This is a genomic window from Halomarina pelagica, from assembly GCF_024228315.1.
GTDB lineage: Archaea > Halobacteriota > Halobacteria > Halobacteriales > Haloarculaceae > Halomarina > Halomarina pelagica.
The window spans coordinates 2129995-2155177 of the sequence record NZ_CP100454.1 but is presented as its reverse complement, the minus strand read 5'-3'; the positions used below and the strand labels follow the sequence as shown (position 1 = coordinate 2155177).

The following is a 25183-nucleotide window of genomic DNA, read 5'->3' as shown; positions in this document are numbered from 1 at the left end:
CGCGTGCGAGGGGTGCGGCGAACCGATCGCGGCGGGAGATTTACTACGAAAGCGACGGAATGGTGACCGTGCTCGGCTGGGTCGCACTCGCGCTCGCGGCGGTCCTCGGAGCGACGGCGGCGATCGCGTGCATCGTCGGCGTCACCGGGACGCCGCTCGCCCTGCCCGTCGCGCTCGCGCTCGCCGTCGGGGGACACCGCTGCTGGCGCTACGGCAACGAGCGCGTCGTCGGCGACATCTACGAGCGAATCGGCGTCGAGGGGGAGTGGACCGACGGGCGGCGCGAACGGACGCCCGCCGACGACTGGCACCGCGAGGGCTGGCGGGCGACCGTCGGCGGGCGCGACGCGGGAGACGGCGAGTGGACCGGCGACGACTGGCGCTGGGCGGACGGCGCGCGCGACGGCTGGACGGGGGCGGGAAGTAGAAACGATCGGAACGGAACCGCGAGTAACGGTCGGGGAGACGCAGACGGGCGGACGACCGGACGCTCGCGGACGGGCGGCGCGGGGGCCGCGAACGGCGGGCGAGGGACGAACCGGCGCGGAACCGACCGACGGGGGTCCGACGGACGCGGAATCGACGGACGGGCACCCGGCGGGGCGGCGGTCGGGATCGATCCCGAACTCGCGGCGGCCTACCGCGTGCTCGGCGTGGACGCGGACGCCGACGCGGACGCGATCAGGCGGGCGTACCGCGAGCGGGCGAAGGAGACGCACCCCGACGCCGGCGGGGATCGGGAGGCGTTCAAGCGCGTTCGGTGGGCCTACGAGCGCGTTCGAGAGCGACGGTAGGACCGCGCGCAGAGGAGACGCGGAGACCGCGCAGAGGCGACTCGGGGACCGCACGGCGCGCGCTCGCGGTCGCGACGGAATCGGCGCGTCCGCGCGGTATGAGGCGTATTCTCACAATATTCGAGCGAAATCCTGCGGGCGAAACACTACCCTTTTCACTACGCTGTCGGTATGACCCGGTAATGGGCCGACGTAAGAAAATCGTACAGGAATGCGAGCGGCTGATGGACAAGCCGGAGAACATCCGGAACATCGCGATCGCCGCTCACGTCGACCACGGGAAGACGACACTCTCCGACAACCTGCTCGCGGGCGCGGGCATGATCTCCGACGAGACGGCCGGCCACCAGCTGGCGATGGACACCGAGGAGGACGAGCAGGAGCGCGGCATCACGATCGACGCCGCGAACGTCTCGATGACCCACGAGTACGACGAGAAGAACCACCTCATCAACCTCATCGACACGCCCGGCCACGTCGACTTCGGCGGCGACGTGACGCGCGCGATGCGAGCCGTCGACGGGGCGCTCGTGGTCGTCGACGCCGTCGAGGGCGCGATGCCCCAGACGGAGACCGTCCTCCGGCAGGCGCTCCGCGAGGGCGTGAAGCCCGCGCTGTTCATCAACAAGGTCGACCGCCTCATCTCGGAACTCCAGGAGGGACCCCAGGAGATGCAGCAGCGGCTCATGGCGGTCATCCGCGACGTGAACGAACTCATCCGCGGCATGACCGAGGAGATGGACGACGTCGGCGACTGGCGCGTCTCCGTCGAGGAGGGCACCGTCGCGTTCGGGTCGGCCCTGTACAAGTGGGGCGTCTCGATGCCCTCGATGCAGGAGACGGGCATGGACTTCGGCGACATCATCGACCTCGAGCGCGCCGGCGAGCGCGAGGAACTCCACGAGCGGACGCCGCTCTCGGACGTCGTGCTCGACATGGTCTGTGAGCACTTCCCCAACCCCATCGACGCCCAGCCCCGCCGCATCCCGCGGATCTGGCGCGGCGACTCGGAGTCGGAACTCGCAGAGCAGATGCGCCTCGTCGACGACGAGGGCGAGGTCGTCCTCATGGTCACCGACATCTCCATGGACCCGCACGCGGGCGAGATCGCCACCGGCCGCGTCTTCTCCGGCACCATCGAGAAGGGCCAGGAACTCTACGTCTCCGGGACGGCCGGGAAGAACCGCGTCCAGTCCGTCGGCATCTTCATGGGCGGCGAGCGCGAGGAGGTCGAGCGCGTCCCCGCGGGGAACATCGCCGCCGTGACCGGCCTGCGCGACGCCATCGCCGGCTCTACCGTCTCCTCCATCGAGATGACGCCCTTCGAGTCGATCGAACACATCTCCGAGCCCGTCATCACGAAGTCCGTCGAGGCCAAGAGCATGGACGACCTGCCGAAGCTCATCGAGACGCTCCGCCAGGTGTCGAAGGAGGACCCGACGATCCGCATCGAGATCAACGAGGACACCGGCGAGCACCTCATCAGCGGCCAGGGCGAACTCCACCTCGAAGTCATCACCCAGCGCATCGAGCGCAACCAGGGCATCCCGGTCATCACGGGCGAGCCGATCGTCGTCTTCCGCGAACAGCCCACCAGGGCCGGCGACGTCGTCGAGGGCATCTCGCCGAACCGCCACAACCGGTTCTACATCAGCGTCGAACCCCTCAGTCAGGACATCGTCGACATCCTGAAGCTCGGCGAGGCGTCCATGGACATGCCCGAACTGGAGCGCCGCGAGGCCCTCCAGGAGGCCGGCATGGACAAGGACACCTCCCAGAACGTCGAGCACATCTACGGGACGAACATCCTCATCGACGACACGAAGGGTATCCAGCACCTGAACGAGACGATGGAACTCGTCATCGAGGGCCTGGAGGAGGCCCTCGACGACGGGCCGCTCGCCGCCGAGCCGGTGCAGGGCGCGCTCATCCGCCTCCACGACGCGAAGCTCCACGAGGACGCCATCCACCGCGGCCCGGCGCAGGTCATCCCGGCGACCCGCCAGGCCGTCCACGGCGCGCTCATCGACGCGGAGGTGCGGCTCCTCGAACCCATCCAGAACGTCCGCATCGACGTCCCCAACGAGCACATGGGGCCCGCGAGCGGCGAGATCCAGGGCCGCCGCGGCCGCGTCGACGACATGTACCAGGAGGGCGACCTCATGGTCGTCGAGGGCGTCGCGCCCGTCTCCGAGATGCTCGGCTTCTCCAGCGACATTCGGAGCGCCACCGAGGGGCGTGCCTCCTGGAACACCGAGAACGCCGGCTTCCAGGTCATGGCCGACAACCTCCAGGGCGAGACGATCACGGAGATCCGAGAGCGCAAGGGCATGAAGACGGAACTGCCCCCGAGCGTCGATTACTTCTAGACAACGACCTTTTACTACGAGGGGCCGCCTCCGGCGGCCCCTCTGTAAAAGCTCGATCAAAAGCACTCCTCCCTCGCTTCGCGCTCTCCGAGCGCTCCGCTGGACTCGCTGCGCTCGTCCAGCGTGCTCCCGCTCGCCGTTGGCTCGCGGAAACTCCGCTCGGTCGTCGGCCCGCTCGTTCGCGCCTGGGGCGCTCACTCGCGGCTACCGCGCTGGTGCAATTCGAGGCGGGGCGCTCAACAGTCGCCCCGTCCGTATCTTTATATCCGGGAGCGGGACCAGCGTCCGTGTGACGTGAGAGTCGTCGCGGGGCGCTCGCGGGTGCGCGACGCCACGCCCCGCGAACAGCCCCCGCCGCGGCGTCGCCTGTTTGCCATTGTCGGGTATCGCGCTACTCGCGGTAGGGCTACCCCTCGAACCCCTCCTCCCAGCGGAAGCGCCCGTCGCGCTGGACCACCTCGCCGTCGATCTCCAGGCGCGAGTCCTCGCTCACGTCGGTGATCATATCCACGTGGACGGCGCTCTGATTCCCCTCCTCGCTCTCGGGGAGGTTCGAGTCGTAGGCGCGGCCGACCGCCATGTGTACGGTGTCGCCCATCTTCTCGTCGAAGAGGATGTTGTCCGTGAAGCGGTCGATCCCGCGGTTCATGCCGACGCCGAGTTCGCCGAGCCGCCGCGCCCCCTCGTCGGTCGTGAGGATCTCCTCGAGGACCCCCTCGTTCGCCTCTGCGGAGTAGTCGACGACCTCGCCGCCCTCGAACGCCAGGCGGACGTTCCGGACGCGCTTGCCGTGCAGCGTCATCGGCACGTCGAAGAACACCTCGCCCTCGGCCGCGTACGGCGCGGTGAACACCTCGCCGGAGGGGAGGTTGTGGCTGTCGTAGGCGACGCTCGCGGCGCTGTTGACCGCGGTGCGTCCCTCGATCGACATCGTGAGGTCGGTGTCCTCCTTTACGAGCCGGACCTCGCTCCCCTCGTCGAGGAGGTCCTTCATCCGGCCCATCTCGTCGGCGAGCGCCGCCCAGTCCCGGAGGATCGCGCCGTAGGCGAACTCCCGGTACTCCTCCACGGCCATCCCGGCCTGCTGGGCGAGCGACCGCGTCGGGTGGACCGTCGAGACCCACCGGGTGTCCATGCGCGCCTCGCGGACGGGCGTCTGCGCCCTCGCGTACGCCTGTCGCGCCTCCCCCGGAACGTCGGCGGTGGCGCTTGTGTTGCGTCCCCCGCCGAGTGAGAGCACGACGTCCGCGCGCTCGTACAGCGCGAGCCGGTGGTCCGGCGTCTCGAAGTCACCGTCGTGCGCGCGGAGGTACGCACGCGTGAGTTCGCCGGAGTCGTAGGTCGTCGCGACGTTCGCACCACGCTCGCCGAGCAGTTCGCAGACCGCCACGGCGAGTTCGTGGGCGTCGGGGCCGACGCTCACGACGACGTCGTCGCCGCGCTCGACGCGGGCGCTCCACTCGACGAGCACGCGGGCGTGCTCGCGGATTCGTTCGTCCATGCCCACGACTGGCCGGGCGTGGATAAAAGCCGAACCGATGTGGAACCGACGCGAGTCGCTCAGCCCTCGTAGATGAGGACGGTCGCGTCGTCCAGTTCGAGCACCTGAACCTCCTCACCGCTGGCGGCGCGCTGCTCCTCGACGACCTCGACGGCGTCGGGCGCGAGGACGACCACCTCGCCGCCCGCGTCGAGTTCGATCTCGCCGTCGGTCTCCATCTGCGCCTTGATCTCCGCGGGATCGGCGGATTCGAGCGCGCCGATGACCGCCCCCGCCCGGTCGCGGAACTCCGGCCCGATGGTCGCGTGGTCGGGATCGACCCCCACCGGGACCATCTCGACGTTCGGACGGCCGGACTCGATGTAGACGGGGCCGTTGACCGCGCTGCTCAGGTCGTAAGTGTCGAGCGCGCGGTCGTCGTCGAGGTAGAGTTCGACGCGGTCGAGGTCGGCGTTGAGCGCCATCCCGCGGTCGGACTTCCAGCTCCGGACCGCGCTGGCGACGTCGGCGACGAGTCGTCCGCGCGCCTCGGCGTCCCCGTCGACGCGGTCGAGATCGGGCCAGCGCGCGTTGTGGACGCTCCCCTCCGTGCCCGGGAGCGCGCGGTAGGCCTCCTCCGCGAGGAACGGCGCGAACGGCGAGAGCATCCGCAGGGATGCCGAGAGCACCGCGTACAGCGCGTGACGGGCGGCGTTGCGCTCGCCCGGGCGTCCCTCGTAGAGCCGCCCCTTGATGAGTTCGAGGTAGTCGTCGGCGAGGTCGTGCCAGACGAACTCGCGGAGTTCGCGCAGCGCCGCGTCGTAGCGGTAGGCGTCCATGTGCGCGCCGACAGCGTCGGCGACCCGCGATGCTCGGGAGAGGATCCACTTGTCGGCGTCTCGGTAGGCGGGATCCTCGATCGTGGGCGTGCGCTCGTCGAAGTGGCCCGACGCGAACTTCGTGATGTTCCAGACCTTCGTGAGGAACCGCGAGGAGGACTTCACCTCCTTCCACTGGAACTGGACGTCCGTGCCCGGCTGACCGCCGAGCGCGAGCGCCTGCCGGAAGGCGTCGGCGGAGTACTCGGAGACCGCCTCGTCCGGCGAGACGACGTTCCCGCGGGACTTCGACATCTTGCGGCCGTCCTCGCCGAAGACCATCCCGTTGATCAGGATCTCGTCCCACGGGCGGACGCCCTCCAGCGCCGCGGTTCGAAGGATGGTGTAGAACGCCCACGTGCGGATGATGTCGTGGCCCTGCGGGCGGAGCGCGACGGGCGAGAACTCCTCCTCGGGCCAGCCGCTGACGTAGAGCGGCGAGATGGAGGAGTCCATCCAGGTGTCCATCACGTCGGGTTCGCCGCGCCACGACTCGCCCCCGCACTCGGGACAGGCGTCGGTCTCGGGGGCCGTCTCGGTGGGATCGAGCGGGAGTTCGTCCTCGCTCGCGACGTGGACGTGCCCGCAGTCCTCGCAGAACCAGGCGGGGATGGGCGTCGCGAAGACGCGCTGGCGGGAGATGACCCAGTCCCAGTCCATCCCCTCGGTCCACTCCTCGAGGCGGGTGTACATGTGCTCGGGGACCCACTCGACCTCGCGGGCCTTCTCGAGGATCGTCTCCTGATCGACGCGGACGAACCACTGCTCCTTCGAGAGGATCTCGATGGGCGTGTCACAGCGCCAGCAGACGCCGACGGACTGCTCGGTCGGCTCGCTGTCGACGAGGTGACCGCGCTCGTCGAGCGCCGCGGCGATCTCCTCCTTCGCCTCGGCGATCGCGAGGCCCTCGAACTCGCCCGCCAGCTCGTTCAGGTGGCCGTCCTCGGTGACGACGGGGCGGAGATCGAGGTCGTGCTCGGCCCACCAGGTCACGTCCTGCTTGTCCCCGAAGGTGCAGATCATGACCGCGCCGGTCCCGAAGTCGCCGTCGACGTCCTCGTCGGCGATGAGTTCGACCTCCTGGCCGAACAGCGGGACCTCGAAGGTGTCGCCGACGCGGTCGGCGTAGCGCTCGTCGTCGGGATCGACGGCCATCCCGACGCAGGCGGCGAGCAGTTCGGGGCGGGTGGTGGCGATCTCGATGTTCCGCGGCTCCGCCGCGGAGCCAGAGGAGCCAGAGGAGCTTCGCCCCTCACTGTCGTCGTTGTCGACCCCCTCGAAGGTGACGTAGTAGAGCGTCCCCGTCCGGTCTTCCTTCTCGACTTCCGCGTCCGCGATGGCGGTCTCGCAGCGCGGGCACCAGTTGACGGGGTGCTCGTCGCGGTAGAGGTAGTCGTCGGCCGCCATGCGGACGAACGAGCGCTGGGTCTCGCCCCAGTACTCGGGGTCCATCGTCCGGAACTCGTGATCCCAGTCGATGGAGAAGCCGAGCAGGTCCATCGTCTCGTGCATCGCGTCGATCTGCTCCTCGGTGTACTCGATGCAGAGATCGCGGAACTCCTCGCGGGGAACGTCGGTGCGGTGGATGTCGTGGATCTCCTCGACCTTGACTTCGGTCGGGAGGCCGTGGCAGTCCCACCCCTGCGGGAAGAGGACGTCCTCGCCCTTCAGGCGGTGATAGCGGGCGGCGAAGTCGATGTACGTCCACCCGAGTCCGTGGCCGATGTGGAGGTTTCCGGTGGGGTACGGCGGCGGCGTGTCGATGACGTACTCGGGGCGCTCGCCGTCGCCGTCGTAGGCGTAGACGTCGCTCTCGCGCCACGCGTCGCGCCACTTCTGCTCGATTCGGTTCGGATCGTACTCGTCTGGTAGCTCGGTCATGGTCGCTGTGGGACGGTCGTCGGACGGTGCTGGAGGAGAAGGAGCCTACGCACGTACTACGGACGACCGGTACATGCTCGCGTCTAGAGGGGTGGGCAGGATAAATCTTCGCGTCGCGCCCGACGGCGCGGTTCGATCACGGCGGAACCGTTCTAGCGTGAGAATGAGCCAGGAGTAGGTAAAACACGACTACGTGAAGTAACGTAATATAGTCAAAAGAATTAGACTAACCACCGTCGAAGTACATCGGGAATGGCGGGAGGGGGGTTCATCGAACGTGGAGTACAGTCGGTCAGCCGCATCGGCCGCGAGGGGTTGTACTACGCCCGAGTCGGGACTATCGGGTTGTTCGCGTCGGGTCCGCGAAACGGGACGCCGATATACGACCGCGACTGGGACGCGCTGATCGTCCTCGATGCGTGTCGAGCCGACCTGCTCGCGGCGTTCGAGGGGGAGTACCCCTACCTGACCGCCGGCGAGGAGATCCGCTCGGTCGCGAGCTACTCGAAGTCGTGGATGCGCCGGAACTTCGCGCCGGAGCACGCGCGACAGATTCGGGAGACGGCGTACGTGACGGCCAACCCCTTCTCCGGGGAGGTGCTCGACGCGTCGTCGTTCGCCCTGCTCGACGAGGTCTGGCGCTACGCCTGGGACGAGGAGGAGGGGACCGTGCTCCCCCGGAGCGTCACGGACCGAGCCATCGCGCAGCACCGCGCGCATCGTCCCGAGCGGATGATCGTCCACTACATGCAGCCGCATCACCCGTTTCTCGACGACGACACGGCGGGGTTCGAGCCGGGGACCTACCCGAACCCCCGCACGGCCGACCCGTGGGATCAGGTGCGCAGGGGAGAGCGTGACCTCGACGACGTGCTCGACTCCTACCGGTCGAACCTCCGGTACGCGCTGGAGGAGGTGTCGCTGTTGCTGTCGAACCTCGACGCCGAGCGCGTCGTCATCACGTCGGATCACGGCAACGCGCTCGGCGAGTGGGGCGTCTACGGCCACCCGGCGTTCGCGGGCATCGACGCGATCCGACGGGTCCCGTGGTACGTCACGAGCGCCCGCGACACGGAGGAGTACGACCCCGATCCGAACGCGACCGCCCAGCCCCGTCGGGAGTACGATCCCGAGGCGCAACTGCGGCAGCTGGGCTATCGCTGATCGCGACCGAGACGGTTCGATCGCGGAACCACAACCCCTTAGCGCGCGCCCGCGGACTCTCGCGCATGCAACTCGGAGTCGTCGGTCTCGGGCGCATGGGACGCATCGTCGCCGAACGGGTGATGGACGCCGGTCACGAGGTGGTGGCGTTCGACGTGGACGAGACGGCCGTCGCGGCGGCGGCCGAGGCGGGCGCGACGCCCGCCGGTTCGCTCGTGGAACTCGCCGAGGCGCTCGGCGAAGACAGGCGGATCTGGCTGATGGTGCCCGCCGGCGAGGTCGTGGACGCGACGCTCTCGGAACTCGAACCGCACCTCGACGAGGGCGACGTCGTCGTCGACGGCGGCAACTCCCACTTCGAGGACTCCGTCGCGCGGGCCGATCGCACGACCGCCGCCTACCTCGACTGCGGCACCAGCGGCGGCCCCGCCGGGGCGGACCTCGGCTTCTCGCTGATGGTCGGCGGGCCCGAGTGGGCCTACGAGGCGATGACGCCGGCGTTCGACGCGGTCGCTACCGGCCCCGACGGCCACGAGCGCATGGGGCCGTCGGGGTCGGGCCACTACGTGAAGATGGTCCACAACGGCGTCGAGTACGCGCTGATGCAGACCTACGGCGAGGGGTTCGACCTGCTCGCGAACGGGCGCTACGACCTCGATCTGGAGGCCGTCGCGCGCACGTGGAACAACGGCGCGGTGATCCGCTCCTGGCTGCTGGAACTCTGCGAGGAGGCGTTCCGCGAGGAGGGGACGGACCTCGGCGACGTGGCCGACCGGATCGAGGGGGGTTCGACGGGCACCTGGACGGTGCAGGAGGCGCTGGAGCGGGAGGTGGCGGTCCCACTCATCTACGCGGCGCTCGCCGAGCGCTTCGGCTCGCGCGCCGACGAGGGGCGGTTCTCGCGGCGGCTGGCGAACCGCCTGCGCTACGGCTTCGGCCGGCACGAGGTCGTCCGGGAGGAGTAGCCCCGCGGAGGAGTGCTACCGCTACTGACCGCGGCACGCGGTGGATGGACAGGCGACACGGATTACGGTCCGCGAGCGGTCGTGTCGCACGACCGCGGGCCGCCCGCGGGCGGTGGTCAGCGCACGGGGGGTCTGGTCCCGTTTCGGTATATAAATATTCAGTCAGGGAGACGGCGAGTTCGGCGTCGGCGAGGCTCGCCCTTCCACCGCTAACCCGAGCAATCGGACCGCGAACGAACGAAGTGAGCGAGCGGCCGCAAGCGCGACCGCAGGGAGCGCGCCGCGCTTTTGGTCCAGCTTTTGCCAGCGAGGCGGCTTCGCCGCCGAGCGCGGCAAAAGGTGGGAGAGAACGTGTTACCGAGATTTTATTACGGCGGTCGGTAAGGGGACACCCGGGGAGAGACCATGCCAAGCGTTACCGAATTGCAAGAGATGTACGAGTGGATGGTCACCGCTCGCCACTACGAGGAGCGCCTGCAGGAGGAGTACCTGGAGGGGAAACAGCCGGCGTTCGACATCTCGGCGGGGCCGATCCCCGGCGAGTTGCACCTCGCGGCGGGCCACGAGGCGGTCGCCGCCGGGGTGTGCGCGCACCTGCGCGACGACGACGCGGTGACGGCGACCCACCGACCGCACCACGTCGCCATCGCGAAGGGGGTGGCTCTGAAGCGGATGACCGCGGAGATATTCGGTCGGCGGACCGGGCTCTGCAAGGGGAAGGGCGGACACATGCACCTGTTCGACCCCGATGTGAACTTCGCGTGCAGCGGCATCATCGCGGAGGGTAGCCCGCCCGCGGTGGGGGCGGCGCTCGCCGCGAAGAAGCGCAACACCGACGGCGTGGCGGTCTCGTTCGTCGGCGAGGGGGCCATCGACCAGGGCGGTTTCCTGGAGTCGCTGAACCTCGCGGCGGTCCACGACCTCCCGGTCGTGTTCGTCATCGAGGACAACGACTGGGCGATCAGCATGCCCAAGGAACGCGTGACGGACGTGGCCGACGGCTCACAGCGCGCCGCGGGCTTCGACATGCCCGGCGTCCGCATCGACTACGACGACGCCGTGGCGGTACACGAGGCGGCCGAGGAGGCGATCATGCGTGCCCGGGCGGGCAACGGGCCGTCGCTTCTGGAGGTGCAGGTCCACCGCCGGATGGGCCACTTCATGGGCGACCCGGAGTCGTATCGACCGGAGGAGGACGTCGAACGCCACCGGCGACTCGACTCGGTAGCGCGACTCGCCGACGACCTTCGCTCGGCCGGTGCGACCGACGACGAGGTAAAGGAGATCGAGGAGCGCGCCCGCGAGCGCGTCGAGGAGGCCATCGCGTGGGCGAAGGACCAACCCGAACCCGACCCGGAGGAGGCCTACGAGGACGTATTCGTCGAGAGGGGAGAGCGGCGCCAGGAGCCGGCCGCGACCGCCGGAGGTGAGGACTGATGGCGCAGGCCGCCGCGGAGCGGGAGCTGACGATGAGCCGCGCGATGGTCGAGGCGATCGCGACCGAGATGCGCGGGAACGAGGAGGTGTTCGTCATGGGCGAGGACGTCGCCGACTACGGCGGCATCTTCGACTCGACGCAGGGCCTGCTGGAGGAGTTCGGCCGCGACCGCGTGATGGACGTCCCGATCAGCGAGACGGCGTTCATCGGGGCGGCGGTCGGGGCGGCCCAGCGGGGGATGCGCCCGATTGCCGAGCTGATGTTCGTCGACTTCTTCGGCGTCTGCATGGACCAGATCTACAACCAGATGGCGAAGAACACCTACATGAGCGGCGGGGCGGTGAACGTCCCGATGGTGCTCATGACGGCCGTCGGCGGCACCTACAACGACGCCGCCCAGCACTCCCAGACGCTCTACGGCACCTTCGCCCACCTCCCGGGGATGAAGGTGGTCGTCCCCTCGACGGCCTACGACGCGAAGGGGTTGATGCACGCCGCGATCCGGGACGACAACCCCGTCGTCTACATGTTCCACAAGCGGCTGATGGGGCTCGGCTGGATGCCCGCGCCGGAGGGCCCGAAGACCCCCGTCCCCGAGGAGGATTACGAGATCCCCTTCGGCGAGGCCGACGTCAAGCGCGAGGGCGACGACGCCACCGTCGTCACCCTCGGCCTGCACGTCCACCGGGCGCTCGAGGCGGCCGAGGCGCTCGCCGACGAGGGCGTCGAGGCCGAGGTGATCGACCTGCGGACGCTCGTCCCGCTGGACACGGAGACCGTGGTCGAGTCCGTCCGGAAGACCGGCCGCCTCGTCGTCGTCGACGAGGACTACCGCTCGTTCGGCGTGACGGGCGAGATCGTCGCGCGCGTCGCCGAGGAGGCGCTCTCGGACCTGGAGGCGGTCCGGCGGCTCGCGATCCCCGACGTGCCGATCCCCTACGCGCGGCCGCTGGAGCGGGAGGTCAACCCCGGTGTCGAGGACATCGCCGAGGCGGTGCGCGCGACGGGGGCATGAGCGGCGGCGATCGGACCGCGATCGACCCCGCGGCGGTCTGGCCGGACGACGCCGACGACGTGGCGGAGGGAGTCGTGGCGAACTGGTTCGTCCGCGAGGGCGGCCGCGTCGAGGCGGGCGCGGCGGTCTGCGAGATCCAGATCGAGAAGGTGAGCGTCGACGTGCCCGCGCCCGCGACGGGGACCGTCGAGGTGCTCGTCGGCGAGAACGAGACCTTCGCCCGCGGCGATCCGCTGGGGTACGTCGCGCCCGGGTGATCCGCGGCCTCGGTCGGGGCGTTCGAACGGTGGCCCATCGTCTCAGACGACGAAGTTGTTCGTCTCGCGTTCGGGGAGTTCCGTCACCCGGTTCGGATCGACGCGCCGCAGCGAGCCGTCGGCGGTCGCTTCGAGGGCGGCGAGCAGCGACTCGAACACCTGCCTGACGCGGAACTCGCGGTCGCCGAGCGTGCCGGTACTCAGTTCGAAGAGGACGCTCCCGCGTCCCTGCAGGCCGTAGGCGTTGCGGGCGACGCCCCGGTGGGTGCCGCCGGGATAGCGCGTGACCGTCGAGCGATCGAGCGCGTCGAGCGACTCGAACATCGTCCAGACGAGGCGCTTCGAGAGGGTCCGGGCGGCCGTCGGGACCCCCTCGGCGATCGGCCAGAACAGCGACGCGGTGACGAGTTCGCCGCCGCCGTCGTCGTCGGGGGCCGGCGGATACCGGCCGCGTTCGTAGGCCGCCCCGGGGTTCGCCGGATCGAAGGCGGCGTCCGGGTCGACGCAGTAGGTCCCCTGCCGGTGGTAGTCGACGACCCAGTCGGGATCGACGCGCTCGACGGCGTCGAGGACGACCCGCGCCTCCGTGACCGGGTTCTCGGGGTACCGATCCGGGAGCGCCCGGTAGAGGTCGCTTTCGGTCCAGTCGGGCCAATGGTAGCGGTTGACGTCCCAGCCGATCCCCTCCAGCCCGGAGGTGTAGAACCCGGCGTCGCCGCCGAAGACGTCGTCGCCCTCGCCCCGAGCGGGGGCGTCCGTGTCGACGTTGTAGCGCTGGCGGGCGACGAAGCCGTCCGGGTTCACGCGCGGGAGGACGTGGAGCGTGACGCGGTCGAGGATCGCGGCCGCCTCCGGAGCACGGGCGAGGTACTCGACCGCGGAGAGGAGCCCCTCGGCCGACGAGATCATCTCGTCGCCGTGCTGCTGTCCGAGCGCCACGACGTCGACGGCGTCCGTCCGACGGGTGCCGACGCTGACGGACCAGATCGGCCGCCCCTGATTGGACCGACCGGCGCGGCGGAGCCGGACGCGGTGCGGGTAGGCCCGGCGCAGCGAGCGCAGCGCCAGTTCGAGTTCGTCGTTACCCAGGAGGTCGTCGTTCGCGAGGTAATCGAGCGCGACGCGCTCGCGAGGGGCGCACGCGCCCCCGGCGATACCGCCGGACGCACTGGCGGCGACGACGCCGCCGAGGGCCTTGAGCGCGGTCCGTCGGGTCAGTTCCATCGGCCGAAGCTATCGTGGGACCGGGATAAGTTTAATCCATGAAATTTTTTATTAAACAAATTTCATGGAGGAGAGACACGTTCGAGTCGCGGGGCGGGTGTGCGACCGATCGGACCGGGAGGGGGCGGATAATCACAACGCAATTAAGCACCTGTTCCCAACCGATCAGCATGGTTGACCCACTGCTGGGTATCGGGCTGGGAGCGCTCTTCACGCTCATCGCCGTCACGTTGCACTTCACGAGGGGCACCGCGTGGACGCCGACGGAGGACATCTCGGAGCAGGTCCTCGAACGGCGCGCGGCGACCGTCGCCGAGACGGACTTCCCCGAGCCGATGAACCGCGCCATCGGTGCCGGAGGCGGGGGGGCGGGTGCCGTCGCCGCGGGCGAGGCGGGCGGCGAACTCGAGGAGGGCGAAGCCGAGGAGGCGGCCGGGGACGATCCCTCGGCCATCCCCGACGACGAGGCGGAGGTGTACGAGATCGAGTACGTGAAGGAGGGCACGACCATCGAGGTCAAGGAGAACGAGACGCTCCTCGAGGCGGGCGAGGAGCAGGGCTGGGACCTGCCGTACGCCTGCCGTCAGGGCCAGTGCATCTCCTGTTCGGGCCACATCGCCGACGGCGGCCACAGCGAGGACTACGTCGTGCACCACACCAACGAGATGCTCGGCGACGAGGAGATGTCCGAGGGCTACACGCTCACCTGCGTCGCCTACCCCACCGCCGACTTCAGCCTCGAAACCGGCGAGAGCCCCTGACCGCGCTCGAACGACGCGCCCGATCCGACCCTCACACCGCACCGCGCCCCCTCCCGGTCGACTCACCCCAGATTCGCTCCTCCCCTGAGTAGTTCACTCCCGATCTGCCGGTTTCCTTCCCTGATTCACGCTCCACCCCGATACCGCTCTCTCTCGATTCGGTGGGACCGCTCGACGCGTCCGACACTCGCGGTCGCCGGTGTGCTACTCTTCTGTCACGGTGGGTGAGAAACCAACGCACTCAAATGTCCTCACGCGATGGATGAGGGGGAGTGAGTTCCACACGAGATACGATCACCGAGGGGGGCCTGGCGCGCCCGCTGTTCACGCTCGCGTGGCCCATCGTCGTCACCGAGTTGCTGCAGGTGGCGTACAACATCGCCGACACGCTTTGGCTCGGCCAACTCTCGGCGGCCGCGGTGGCCGCGATGAGCATCGCCTTCCCGCTCATCTTCCTCTTTCTCTCGATCGGCGGCGGGTTCACCGTGGCGGGGAGCATCCTCGTCGCGCAGTACACGGGGGCCGACAGCGGCGAGTCCGCCGGGAAGATCGCGGGCCAGACGCTCTCGTTCATCACGTTCCTCGCGGTGGCGCTCGCCGTCGTCGGCTACCTCTCGACCGGGCCGGCGCTCTCGCTGCTGCCGACGGACCCCGAGACCGCCGTCGAGGTGATCCCCCTCGCCGAGGAGTACATGCGCGTGTTCTTCCTCGGGACGCCGTTCATGTTCGGCTTCTTCGTCTTCTCGGCGCTCCTGCGCGGCCACGGCGACACCCGCACGCCCATGCGCGTGATGTTCCTCTCGGTCGCGCTCAACATCGCGCTCGATCCGATCTTCATCTTCGGCTTCCGGGCGAACCCCCTGTTCGGCGCGCTCGGGCTGGGCGGGCTCGAAGCGGCGCTGTTCGGGGCGACCGGCTTCGCCGGGATGGGCGTCGCGGGCGCGGCGCTCGCCACGTTGCTCTCGCGGCTCGTGGCGATGATCGTCGGCTTCTACCTCATCCTCCGGACGGACGTCGGCCCGACCGTCCGCCCGACGGACCTCTGGCCGGACCTCTCGGCGATCGCGAAGATCGTCCGCATCGGCGTCCCGAGCGCGCTCGAACAGTCCACCAGCGCGCTGGCGATGATCACCCTCACCGCGATGGTCGCCACCTTCCCCACCGCGACGGTCGCGGCCTACGGGCTGGGCAACCGCCTCGTCTCGCTCGTGTTCCTCCCCGCGATGGGTCTCGGCCGGGCGACCGACACCATGGTCGGGCAGAACCTCGGGGCCGAGAAGCCGGGACGCGCCGAGCGCGCCGTCCACCTCGCGGCGGGGGCCGGTGCCGGGATCATGCTCGTCGTCGCGCTCGTTGCGCTGCTGTTCGCCGAACCCATCGTCGCGGTGTTCATCGGCGAGCGCACCGCCGAGGCGCTCCGGACCATCGCCCTCGGCGCGGAGTACCTTCGCATCCGCACCGTCGAGTTCGCGTTCATCGGCGTCCTCCAGGTGCTCCTCGGGGCGTACCGCGGCGCGGGCAACACCCGAACCGCCCTCGCCTTCTCGATGGTCGCACTCTGGATCGGGCGCGTCCCGACGGTCTACGGCCTCGCGTTCGTCGCCGACATGGGCGCGACGGGCATCTGGATCGGGATGGCCCTCGGGAACGTCGTGGGCGCGATCGCCGCCGGGCTGTGGTTCCTCCGCGGCACGTGGAAACAGTCCGTCGTGGACGTGCGGTCGACCCCGACGCCGCGGGTCGAGGCGACCGACCCGGACGGCGAGGACTGAAGCGAACACACAACCGTTATACCGGAGTGTCGGGTACGATTGAACGAGAGCCTGTAGCTCAGTGGACAGAGTGCTTGGTTCCGGACCAAGATGTCGCGGGTTCAAATCCCGTCGGGCTCGTCTCCCTCGTCGCTTCGCTCCTCGGTCGACTCGCCCGACGACCCTCGCGAAGCCTTCGGCTTCGCTCGGTCCCGTCGGGCTCGTGAACCCGCCGAGCGCTAGCGAGGCGTGGTGAGCGTACCGACGGATTTGAACCCTGCAAGGCGCGCGCAACGAGCGAAGCGAACGAGCACGTCTGGCTCAGTCCGTCGGGCCTGTTCTGCGTGACGCGAAGGGTACTTCCGTAACCGTCCCTCAACGAGTGAAAATAAATAGATATGAAAGCACGTGAACGTACTCACGTATGGCGAATCGCTCGTCAGCGTTTTATGAGATGTAGCCCCTCTGTCGAGGTATGTTGCTCGCACGCCTCGTTGACGGAGGGAGTCGCACGTGATGAACGACTCCGCGTCGCCACCGCCGCCGCCGGAGCCGTCGCTGTTCGGCCCCGTGGTCTGCTGGCGGGCCGGTCACGAGTGGACCGATCACCCGTTCCTCGACGCACAGGAGTGTCTCCGCTGTGGAGCGATGCGAGGAGCCGACGGCGAGTACGTCGCGCAGGGGATCACTCCCCGCGACGTAGTGCTCGCCCTCGCGGTCGGTCTACTCGTCGGAGGCTGGCTCGTCGTCGGCTTCCTCATGTACTACACCGGGTTCTGACCCGCACCGCCGTCGCTTCGGCCGTCGGGCGCGGCGGTGCGGATCGCCGCTCCGTGCCGAATGCGAGCGCGTAGCGGGGCTATGTGTATTCCCGTCGCACGCGATGACGATACGATCGGTGACGGAACAGTTATCCGGAGAGTCACCCGACGGCCACTCATGTCCGCCACGAGCGCGACTCCGTCGCTCGAGGAGTCGCCACGGGACATCCTCGTCGCCCAGTGTCGCACCGCCGCCGAGACGGCCGCACGGACCGCGTCGGCCTACCGGCAGGTCGCACTCCTCCTGGATAGCTGCGCCTCGGTCGCTCGACGGCGGCGGGTCCTCGACCTCGCCGCGATGCGCTGGGAAGCGCTCCTTCCCGACCTCCCCGCGGGGTGGGAGTCTCCCCCGTACCCGCCCACGACCAACCCGGACACGTTCGCGCTGTACGCCGAGGACTACGACGCGCTCGCCGGAGCGTATCGGGAGGCGGTGAGCGCCCTCTCGGCGGGTTCGATGACGAGCGCGGTCCGAACCTTCCTGCGGTCCGTCCTCCGATCGCTACCCCGCGAGGTCTGGCGGGCGATCGTCCGCTCCACGATCGTCCACGGCGTCGCCGAACGGCTGGAGACCCGGCACGACGCGTCCGGTTCGCGTCACGCCGACTGAGGAGTCCCCCCGCCCGAGTCGGGACGTTGCCGGCCGTTCCTTTTCGTCGCCGGCGCGCGAAGGGGAAACGGAGGCGTTCGACCCATGGAGTACGTAACCACGCAGGGCGTCGAAGTCCCCGCCCTCGGGCTGGGAACCGCGCGGTTCGACTCGCCCGACGCCTGTCGGCGAGCGGTCGAGGCGGCCCTCGACGTCGGCTACCGCCACGTCGACACGGCCCAGAGCTACGGCACCGAGGGGGCCGTGGGAGCCGCCGTCTCGACCGCCGACGTCGACCGCGACCACGTGTTCGTCACGACGAAGCTGAGCGAGTCGAATCGCGGCCGCGACCGGGTCCTCGAATCGACGCGGCAGTCCCTCGCGGCGCTCCGGACCGACTACGTCGACCTGCTGTTGATGCACTCGCCGAACAGCACTGTGCCCCTCGAGGAGACGATCGGCGCGATGAACGACCTACGGGAGGAGGGGGTCGTCCGACACGTCGGCGTGAGTAACTTCTCGGTCGACCAGTTGCGCCGGGCGATGGCGGTCTCCGACGCGCCGATCCTCACGAACCAGGTCGAGTACCACCCCTACCGCGACCAGTCGGCGCTCCTCGAGACCTGCATCGACGAAGGGATCGTGCTGACGGCGTACAGCCCGCTCGCCGTCGGGAAGGTGACGTCGAACGCGACGCTCGCGGAGATCGGCGACCGGTACGGGAAGACCGCGGCCCAGGTCGCGCTCCGCTGGCTCCTCCAGCAGGAGACGGTCGCGGCGATCCCGAAGGCGGCCGGACGCGACCACCTGCGGGAGAACTTCGACGTGTTCGACTTCGCGCTCGCGGACGACGAGATGCGGACGATCTTCGGGGAGACGGGCGGTCCGATCGACAGGCTACGCGACCGCCTCGGGCTGTGAGGGCGGAGCGCAGAGCGCGGGGAGTCGAGATCGGTCGGGCGAGCGACGCGCGCGACGATCCGCCGCATCGATCCCCGTATAATACCCTCGCGCCCGTACTGGGGGTATGCGCGAACTCGTCTTCGCACTCGACTACGAACCCGGGTGCAACCCGGTGGCCGACGTCCTCGCGTCGCACTCCGAGGCGACGGTGCGGTCGCTCTCCTGTCACGTGACCGCGGAGAGCCTCTGGCGCGTCGATCACGCCACGGGACCGGCCCCGGCGCTCGACGCGCTCGAGGACGCCTACCGGACCGCCGAGTACTGCTCCGACTGTCTCGTCACCGACGACTGCGGGGCGGAGTGCGACACCCAGCCCCTGGATCGGACCGACGGGACGCTCGTCATCTACACCTACTGGGAGCGGACGCCCGTCTGCACCTCCGTCCCGCACGTCGCGCTCGACTACCTCGGCGACGGCCTGCTCTTCGAGACCCGGCGCGACGGTCGGCGCTACACCTGGCGCATCATCCTCTCGAACGAGGCGGACATCCACGGCTTCTTCGACGCCCTCCGCGTCGAAGTCGGCGACTGCGCAGGGATGGAGCTGCTCCGGCTGACCGAACTCTCCCCGCGGCGGCCGCCGACGGAGCGGGAGGCCGACGTCCTGCCGGCCGAGCAGCGCGAGGCGCTCCGGGCCGCCGTCGAACACGGCTACTACGAGACCCCCCGCGCCGTCGACCTCTCGGAACTCGCGACTCGACTCGACCTCCCGAGGTCCACGCTGTCGTACCGCCTCCGTCGCGCGGAGGCGCAACTCGCGGAGCGGTTCGTCGCCGCCGACCGCCCGCTCGGGTCGCTGTCGTCGCCCACCTGATCCGAGGTGGATCGTCGTTCGCCAACCTTCGATTGGCGTGCGCCAATCAAGCGATATGCGTCGTCCGTTCGTAGCGAGGGCGATGAGTCAACCATCGGGGTCGCCGCCCGCGGACGCGCTTCGGACGGTCCGACTCTCCGTCCCGGAGATGGACTGTCCCTCCTGCGCCGGGAAGGTGACCAAGAGCGTCGAACGACTCGACGGGATCCGCGACCTCGACCCCCGCCCGACCGCGGGCACGCTCGCCGTCACGTTCGACCCGACGCGGACGGACGAGGAGGCCATCGAGGAGCGCGTTCGACGGGCCGGATACGAGGTCGAACGATCGATACGACCGACGCGGGAGCGGACGACCGAGTTCGCGGTTCCCGAGATGGACTGTCCCTCCTGCGCGGGAAAGGTGGACAACGCCCTCGGGAAGGTGGACGGACTCGTCGACGCGGACCTCCGCCCGACGGCCGGAACCGCGCGGGTGACCTACGATCCCGACCGCGTCTCCGAGGAGCGCCTCGTCGCCGCGATCGAGGGCGCGGGCTACGAGGTGACCGAGCGCGTCGCGGCGGGGAGCGACGAGGCGGGGACGGGAGCCGGGACGGTCGCGGACTCCGCCGAGGTCTGGACGAGTCCGCGCGCGCGCAAGACGTGGCTCGGCGCGGGCTTTCTCGCGCTGGGACTCCTGTTCGAGTTCGTCCTCGTGGGGCGGAACGTCCCCGTCGGGACGTTTCTCTGGTACGACCTCTCGCTCGCGGACGTCCTCCTGTTCGCCGCCGCCCTCAGCAGCGGCCTGCCGGTGGTCCGCAGCGGCTACTACTCGGCGCGCACCCGGAGCCTCGACATCGACCTCCTGATGGGGACCGCCATCGTCGCCGCGACTGGCATCGGCTACTTCGAGGAGGCGGCCACGCTCGCCGTACTGTTCAGCGTCGCCGAACTGCTCGAGCAGTACGCGATGGACCGCGCGCGGGACTCGCTGCGCGAGCTGATGGACCTGTCGCCGGCGGAGGCGACCGTCCGGCGCGACACCGGCGCGTCGGAGACGCCCCGAGCAGCCGGCGAAGCCGCCCCCGTCGAAGAAGTCACCGTTCCCGTCGAGGACGTCGCCGTCGGCGACGTGCTCGTCGTCCGCCCCGGCGAGCAGATCCCCCTCGACGGCGAAGTGATCGAGGGGTCGAGCGCGGTGAACCAGGCACCGATCACGGGCGAGTCGGTGCCCGTGGACAAGGCGGTCGGCGACGAGGTCTACGCCGGCACCATCACCCAGGAAGGGTACCTGGAGGTGCGGACCACCGCGACGGCCGACGACACCACCCTCGCGCACATCATCGAGATGGTGCAGGGCGCGCGGGAGCGGCGGACCGAGCGCGAGCGGTTCGTCGAGCGCTTCGCGGACTATTACACGCCGGCGGTCGTCGCCCTCGCGATCCTCACCGCCGCGGTGCCGCCGCTCGCGTTCGGCGCGCCGTGGGGGACGTGGTTCGTGCGCGGACTGACGTTCCTCGTCATCGCCTGTCCGTGCGCGTTCGTCATCTCGACGCCGGTGTCGGTGGTGTCGGGGATCACGAGCGCGGCGAAAAACGGCGTGCTCATCAAGGGGGGATCGTACCTGGAGGCGATGGGGGCGATCGACGCGGTCGCCTTCGACAAGACCGGCACCCTCACCACCGGCGACCTCGCCGTCACCGACGTCGTCCCGCTCGACGGTCGCTCCGAATCGGAGGTCCTCGCGTACGCCGAGGCGCTCGAAGCGCGCAGCGAACACCCTATCGGTCAGGCCATCGTCGCGCGCGCCGAGGGCGTCGGATCGCGCGACGTGAGCGAGTTCGAGAGTCTGACGGGCCGGGGCGTCCGCGCCGACCTCGACGGGACCACCCACTACGCCGGCAAACCTGACCTGTTCGAGGAGCTGGGTTTCGACCTCTCGCACGTCCACGCCACCACCGACGGCGGGATCGTCGAGCCGACGGCGCGTGACTGCGGGCGCGAGAACTGCGTCGACCTCGCCGAACGGACGATCCCGTCGCTCCAGGCCGAGGGCAAGACCGTCGTCCTCGTCGGCAGTGAGTCGGCCATCCTCGGGGTGATCGCGGTGGCGGACGAACTCCGGCCGGAGGCGCGCCGGACCGTCGCGCGCCTGAAAGAGCTGGGCGTCTCGCGAACGGTGATGCTGACGGGCGACAACGAGCGAACCGCCCGCGCGATCGCCGACCGCGTCGGCGTCGACGACGTCCGCGCCGGCCTCCTCCCCGACCAGAAGGTCGAAGCGATCGAAGAGCTGACCGAGCGGTTCGACGGCGTGGCGATGGTAGGCGACGGCATCAACGACGCGCCGGCGCTCGCCACCGCCACCGTCGGCATCGCCATGGGTGCGGCCGGCACCGACACCGCCCTCGACACTGCCGACATTGCCCTCATGGGCGACGACCTCGCCAAACTTCCCTATCTCTACCGCCTCTCGCACACCGCCACCCGCGTCATCCGTCAGAACGTCTGGCTCAGCCTCGGCGCGAAGGCCGCCCTCGCACTCGGCGTCCCGCTCGGGTACGTCAGCGTCGCCCTCGCCGTCGTCGTCGGCGACATGGGGATGAGCCTCGGGGTGACCGGCAACGCGATGCGCCTCGCGCACGTCCGACCGGAACCGGCTCCCGAGGAGACCCCGGAACCGTAGCCCGCGACGCCCGGTGCGGTCCTCTGACGCGCCGGTTCCGCCGGCACGCCTCCGCCCGCGTCGATCGGGGGCGGAACCGACCGACCGCCGACCGACCGCCGACCGGACGATCTCGGATCGACGGTTCGAAGCCGCCCGATCGCCGGCCGAAGCCCGCCGCGGTCGCTCGCACACCTGCTCACTTGCCATACACGTAGCCCTCCGCCGGAGCGACGGCTACATGTATTTACGGGGGGATGATGCGGGGCCGGTCGTCAGTGCCACTCAGCGCGACACATCGGGCGACCGATACGAGCACGTGGGAACCGGGTACGGCGCTCGATGTCGCGTGGCTGGCACGAATGAAACGGCGAAAGTTCCTCCTCTCGGCGGGAGCGATCGGCTCGATGGGAGTCACCGGTCGACGGCTCTCCCGCCCGGAGGCGACCCTCAACGTGAAGGTATGGTTCAGCGAACAGGCGGCCGCGTACGCGGGGCTGTGGCGACGGGTGAGCGGCTACCTCGGACGGGCGTTCCGTCGGGTGCATCGGGGGGCGACCGTCGAGTTCGGCGGCACCGTCCGCGTCTCGACCGAGCGTGCATACGACCTCGTCGTCGGCGGCGAGTGGCCCCGACGGCTCGTCCAGGGGAGCGCCGGAATGGGACCGGCGACGCCGTGCGACGACGTCAACCTCCTCGTCACCGACGAGCCCCTGACCGAGTGGCCGACCGGCGCGGGCGTCCCGCACGTCGCGGCGGTCGGGGGCGGTGCGGCGATGGCGAGCCTCCCGCCGGCCGGGAGCGCGTCGACGGTCGTCGGCCGGACCTGGGGGACCTACGCGATGCAGGTGGCGCTCCACGAGTGCGGCCACGCCCTCGGCCTCGAACACGACGTCGGCTCGATGCGACCGGACGACGGCGCGCTGGTGGTGAGCCCGATGGTCAGCGGCTACCCGTGGGAGACGGCGGCGGTCCGGGCCGAGCACTTCGACTACGAGGGGAGCGTCTGCGGGTGTCGATACGTCGAGCCGGCGGGCCGCGAACCGCGCCTGATGCTTCGCTACAGCCAGTGTGCGGGCGAACGGATCCGCGACTACCGGGGCGGCGTCACGCCGTGGTAGACACTCGCGGTGGGCACCCCGGGTCGCTCCGGGTCGCTCCGCGTCCCACGGAGCGCCGATCGATCACCCGCCGTCGCCCTCGTCCGCGACGGCACCCTCCTCCCAGCCCTCCGTGAACACCCGGTCGTCGGGCGCGCCGAGGTCCGCGAGGCGCTCCGTCGTCTCGACGACCATCCCCGGGACGCCGCAGACGTAGAAATCTCGCTCCTCGAAGTCGTCGAGGTACTCCTCCAGGTGCTCCTGGACGTGCCCGGTGGGACCGGTCCACTCGTAGCCGCTCTCCGACAGCGAGTAGACGACGGTGAGGTTCTCGTGCTCCGCCTCGAGCTGGTCCAGGGTCTCGCGGTAGAGGACGCTCTCCCGGTCCTTCTCGCCGAAGAAGAAGTGGACGTCGCCCTCGCCCTCCCGGAGGTACTGCTTCAGCAGCGCCATCATCGGCGTGATGCCCGTCCCCGTGGCGACGAACGCGACGTCCGCCTCGGGGTTCTCGAGCGTGAGGTTCCCCTCCAGCGCACCCAGGGTGACCTCGTCGCCGACGCGGCGCGTGTGCATGTACGCCGAGGCGGTCCCGTCGTCGTAGACCTTGATGGCGAGCGTGATCGAGTCCGTTCCGGGGAGGCTCGTCGGCGTGTACGGCCGGACGACCTCCTCGCCGTCCCGCTCGAACTGAACGGTCGTGTGCTGTCCCGGCTCGTAGTCGAACTCGTGACCCTCGACTCGCAGACGGAACTGCTTGACCCGCGGCGTCATCTGATGGACGGAGACGACCTCGGCCGTGACGGTCATGGACTCCCCTACGCGCCCCGGCAAGGAAAAGCCCACCCAGCAGGGCTTTGTCGCCGGTACCCGCACACCGGGTATGCTCACCGTGGACTGCGGGACGCTGATCGACGGCATCACCGACGAACCGCGCTACGACGCCCGCGTGGTGATCGAGGACGGGCGCATCGCGGCGGTCGGGCCGCGCGACGAGGTCGAAGCGGTCGGCGAGCAAGTAGAACACGACGTGGTGATCCCCGGGCTCGTGGACGCGCACGTCCACCTCGCCGGGGTGCGGTCGATGGACCCGATGGACTGGGCGCGCGAGGACGTGGCGACGATGACCGCCCGCGCGACCGCCGACCTCCGGAGGCTCCTGGCGGCGGGCTTCACGAGCGTCCGGGACGTGGGGAGCGCCACGGGCCTCGGTCTCCGGACGGCCGTTTCGGAGGGCGTCATCCCGGGGCCGCGGATCTACACGAGCGGGCGGGCGTTCTCCCAGACCGGCGGACACGGCGACTCGCACTTCCTCCCCTACGAGTGGTCGCGCTCGCGCGCGGGACTCTCAGAGATCGTCGACGGCCCCGACGAGTGTCGCAAGGGGGCCAGGCGACGCATCCGCGACGGCGTCGACTGCATCAAGATCATGGCCACCGGCGGCGTCCTCTCCGAGAAGGACGCCCCCGACCAGAGCCAGTACACGGCGGCCGAGATCCGCGCGTTCGCCGAGGAGGCCCATCGCGTCGGGATCCCGGTCGCCGCCCACGCGCAGGGCGCGCCGGGGATGAAGAACGCCCTCCGAAACGGCGTCGACACTATCGAACACGGCTTCTACGTCGACGACGAGGCGATCGATCTCCTCCTCGAGACCGACGCCACCTTCGTCCCCACGCTCGCCATCATGCACCGGATCGTCGCGGAGGGCGCGGACCACGGCATGCCGGAGTGGGGACTGCGGAAGGCCAGGGAGGCCCAGCGCGCACACCTGGACTCGACCCGACGGGTTCACGAGGCGGGCGTCCCCGTCGCCCTCGGGACGGACTTCATCGGTCCCGACCTCGTCCCGCACGGCGAGAACGCCCTCGAAGCCGAACTGCTCGTCTCTGCGGTCGGCCTCTCGGAGATGGAGGCGATACGAGCGGCCACGAGCGTCGCCGCGCGCACCGTCCCCGGCGACGAGGTCGGCGCGATCGAAGCGGGGCGCTACGGCGACCTCGTGGCGCTCGGCTCCGATCCACTCGACGACGTCGCGGCCCTCCGGGACGTCGAGGCGGTGTACAAGGGCGGGGAGGCGGTGAGGTAGTGGCGGACAGGCGACGCCGCGGCAGGGATGGATTCGCGGGGCGTGGCGTCGCGCACCCGCGAGCGCCCCGCGACCGACGTCAGGTCACACGGACGCTGGTCCCGCTCTCGGGTATAAAGGTACGGACGACCTGACCACCGCCGGCACCAGCGCAGCACCCGCGAGTGAGCGCCGAGAGGCGCGAACGAGCGG

20 protein-coding genes and 1 tRNA gene are annotated in these 25183 nt (G+C 69.9%); 17 read left to right on the top strand and 4 right to left on the bottom strand.

What is annotated here, in order from left to right:
* The first annotated feature begins 59 nt into the window (after window positions 1-59).
* On the top strand, window positions 60-794 hold the full coding sequence (locus NKI68_RS11145) for a J domain-containing protein (RefSeq protein WP_254543131.1): 735 nt from the start codon (window positions 60-62) through the stop codon (window positions 792-794).
* 182 nt (window positions 795-976) lie between these two features.
* Window positions 977-3163: an elongation factor EF-2 gene (locus NKI68_RS11140; protein WP_254543130.1), complete on the top strand. Its 2187-nt coding sequence runs from the start codon at window positions 977-979 to the stop codon at window positions 3161-3163.
* 406 nt (window positions 3164-3569) lie between these two features.
* Here the strand turns inward: NKI68_RS11140 and NKI68_RS11135 are convergent, their stop codons facing one another.
* Together NKI68_RS11135 and NKI68_RS11130 are read right to left on the bottom strand one after the other, a co-directional pair.
* A complete protein-coding gene (locus tag NKI68_RS11135; protein ID WP_254543129.1) occupies window positions 3570-4664 on the bottom strand; it encodes an aminopeptidase in 1095 nt (364 codons plus the stop codon).
* Window positions 4665-4723: 59 nt separating this feature from the next.
* Complete coding sequence (locus NKI68_RS11130; RefSeq protein ID WP_254543128.1) at window positions 4724-7402, bottom strand: valine--tRNA ligase; 2679 nt, start codon at window positions 7400-7402, stop codon at window positions 4724-4726.
* Between the two features lie 252 nt (window positions 7403-7654).
* Between NKI68_RS11130 and NKI68_RS11125 the strand changes: the two genes are divergently transcribed.
* The 5 genes from NKI68_RS11125 to NKI68_RS11105 all read left to right on the top strand — a co-directional run bounded on the left by NKI68_RS11125 (window position 7655) and on the right by NKI68_RS11105 (window position 12241).
* On the top strand, window positions 7655-8566 hold the full coding sequence (locus NKI68_RS11125; RefSeq protein WP_254543127.1) for a sulfatase-like hydrolase/transferase: 912 nt from the start codon (window positions 7655-7657) through the stop codon (window positions 8564-8566).
* A complete protein-coding gene (gene gnd, locus NKI68_RS11120) occupies window positions 8449-9531 on the top strand; it encodes a phosphogluconate dehydrogenase (NAD(+)-dependent, decarboxylating) (RefSeq protein WP_256562586.1) in 1083 nt (360 codons plus the stop codon). Before NKI68_RS11125 ends, gnd begins: the two co-directional genes overlap by 118 nt.
* A gap of 432 nt (window positions 9532-9963) precedes the next feature.
* Entirely contained in the window at window positions 9964-10968 is a 1005-nt protein-coding gene (locus NKI68_RS11115; protein ID WP_368410947.1) for a thiamine pyrophosphate-dependent dehydrogenase E1 component subunit alpha, read from the top strand.
* Window positions 10968-11984, top strand: a complete 1017-nt coding sequence (locus NKI68_RS11110; protein ID WP_254543124.1) for an alpha-ketoacid dehydrogenase subunit beta — start codon at window positions 10968-10970, stop codon at window positions 11982-11984. The genes NKI68_RS11115 and NKI68_RS11110 overlap by 1 nt, the downstream gene beginning before the upstream one ends.
* Window positions 11981-12241, top strand: coding sequence for a biotin/lipoyl-containing protein (locus NKI68_RS11105; protein ID WP_254543123.1), 261 nt, complete (start codon window positions 11981-11983; stop codon window positions 12239-12241). The genes NKI68_RS11110 and NKI68_RS11105 overlap by 4 nt, the downstream gene beginning before the upstream one ends.
* Before the next feature lie 42 nt (window positions 12242-12283).
* On the opposite strand, the gene NKI68_RS11100 is transcribed toward NKI68_RS11105, so the two are convergent.
* On the bottom strand, window positions 12284-13465 hold the full coding sequence (locus tag NKI68_RS11100; protein WP_254543122.1) for a M14 family zinc carboxypeptidase: 1182 nt from the start codon (window positions 13463-13465) through the stop codon (window positions 12284-12286).
* Between the two features lie 170 nt (window positions 13466-13635).
* Between NKI68_RS11100 and NKI68_RS11095 the strand changes: the two genes are divergently transcribed.
* The 9 genes from NKI68_RS11095 to NKI68_RS11055 all read left to right on the top strand — a co-directional run bounded on the left by NKI68_RS11095 (window position 13636) and on the right by NKI68_RS11055 (window position 22929).
* Window positions 13636-14226 carry a 2Fe-2S iron-sulfur cluster-binding protein gene (locus NKI68_RS11095; protein WP_254543121.1) on the top strand — a complete coding sequence of 197 codons (591 nt, stop codon included), beginning with the start codon at window positions 13636-13638 and terminating at the stop codon, window positions 14224-14226.
* 272 nt (window positions 14227-14498) lie between these two features.
* Window positions 14499-15998: an MATE family efflux transporter gene (locus NKI68_RS11090; protein WP_254543120.1), complete on the top strand. Its 1500-nt coding sequence runs from the start codon at window positions 14499-14501 to the stop codon at window positions 15996-15998.
* A 47-nt stretch (window positions 15999-16045) separates the two neighbouring features.
* Window positions 16046-16118, top strand: a tRNA-Arg gene (locus tag NKI68_RS11085).
* A 375-nt stretch (window positions 16119-16493) separates the two neighbouring features.
* The gene (locus tag NKI68_RS11080; protein WP_254543119.1) at window positions 16494-16757 is read left to right on the top strand and encodes a hypothetical protein; all 264 of its coding nucleotides are present in this window, start codon (window positions 16494-16496) and stop codon (window positions 16755-16757) included.
* Between the two features lie 159 nt (window positions 16758-16916).
* Entirely contained in the window at window positions 16917-17408 is a 492-nt protein-coding gene (locus NKI68_RS11075; protein ID WP_254543118.1) for a hypothetical protein, read from the top strand.
* 84 nt (window positions 17409-17492) lie between these two features.
* Window positions 17493-18308, top strand: a complete 816-nt coding sequence (locus tag NKI68_RS11070; RefSeq protein WP_254543117.1) for an aldo/keto reductase — start codon at window positions 17493-17495, stop codon at window positions 18306-18308.
* Between the two features lie 106 nt (window positions 18309-18414).
* The gene (locus NKI68_RS11065) at window positions 18415-19164 is read left to right on the top strand and encodes a helix-turn-helix domain-containing protein (protein WP_254543116.1); all 750 of its coding nucleotides are present in this window, start codon (window positions 18415-18417) and stop codon (window positions 19162-19164) included.
* An 82-nt stretch (window positions 19165-19246) separates the two neighbouring features.
* Window positions 19247-21829 carry a heavy metal translocating P-type ATPase gene (locus tag NKI68_RS11060; RefSeq protein ID WP_254543115.1) on the top strand — a complete coding sequence of 861 codons (2583 nt, stop codon included), beginning with the start codon at window positions 19247-19249 and terminating at the stop codon, window positions 21827-21829.
* 341 nt (window positions 21830-22170) lie between these two features.
* Window positions 22171-22929 (top strand): hypothetical protein, encoded by a 759-nt coding sequence (locus NKI68_RS11055; RefSeq protein ID WP_254543114.1) that lies wholly within the window; start codon window positions 22171-22173, stop codon window positions 22927-22929.
* 63 nt (window positions 22930-22992) lie between these two features.
* Here NKI68_RS11055 and NKI68_RS11050 read toward each other — a convergent pair whose 3' ends face one another.
* Window positions 22993-23715, bottom strand: a complete 723-nt coding sequence (locus NKI68_RS11050; protein ID WP_254543113.1) for a ferredoxin--NADP reductase — start codon at window positions 23713-23715, stop codon at window positions 22993-22995.
* A 73-nt stretch (window positions 23716-23788) separates the two neighbouring features.
* Between NKI68_RS11050 and NKI68_RS11045 the strand changes: the two genes are divergently transcribed.
* Window positions 23789-24991, top strand: coding sequence for a metal-dependent hydrolase family protein (locus NKI68_RS11045; protein WP_254543112.1), 1203 nt, complete (start codon window positions 23789-23791; stop codon window positions 24989-24991).
* Window positions 24992-25183 lie beyond the last annotated feature (192 nt).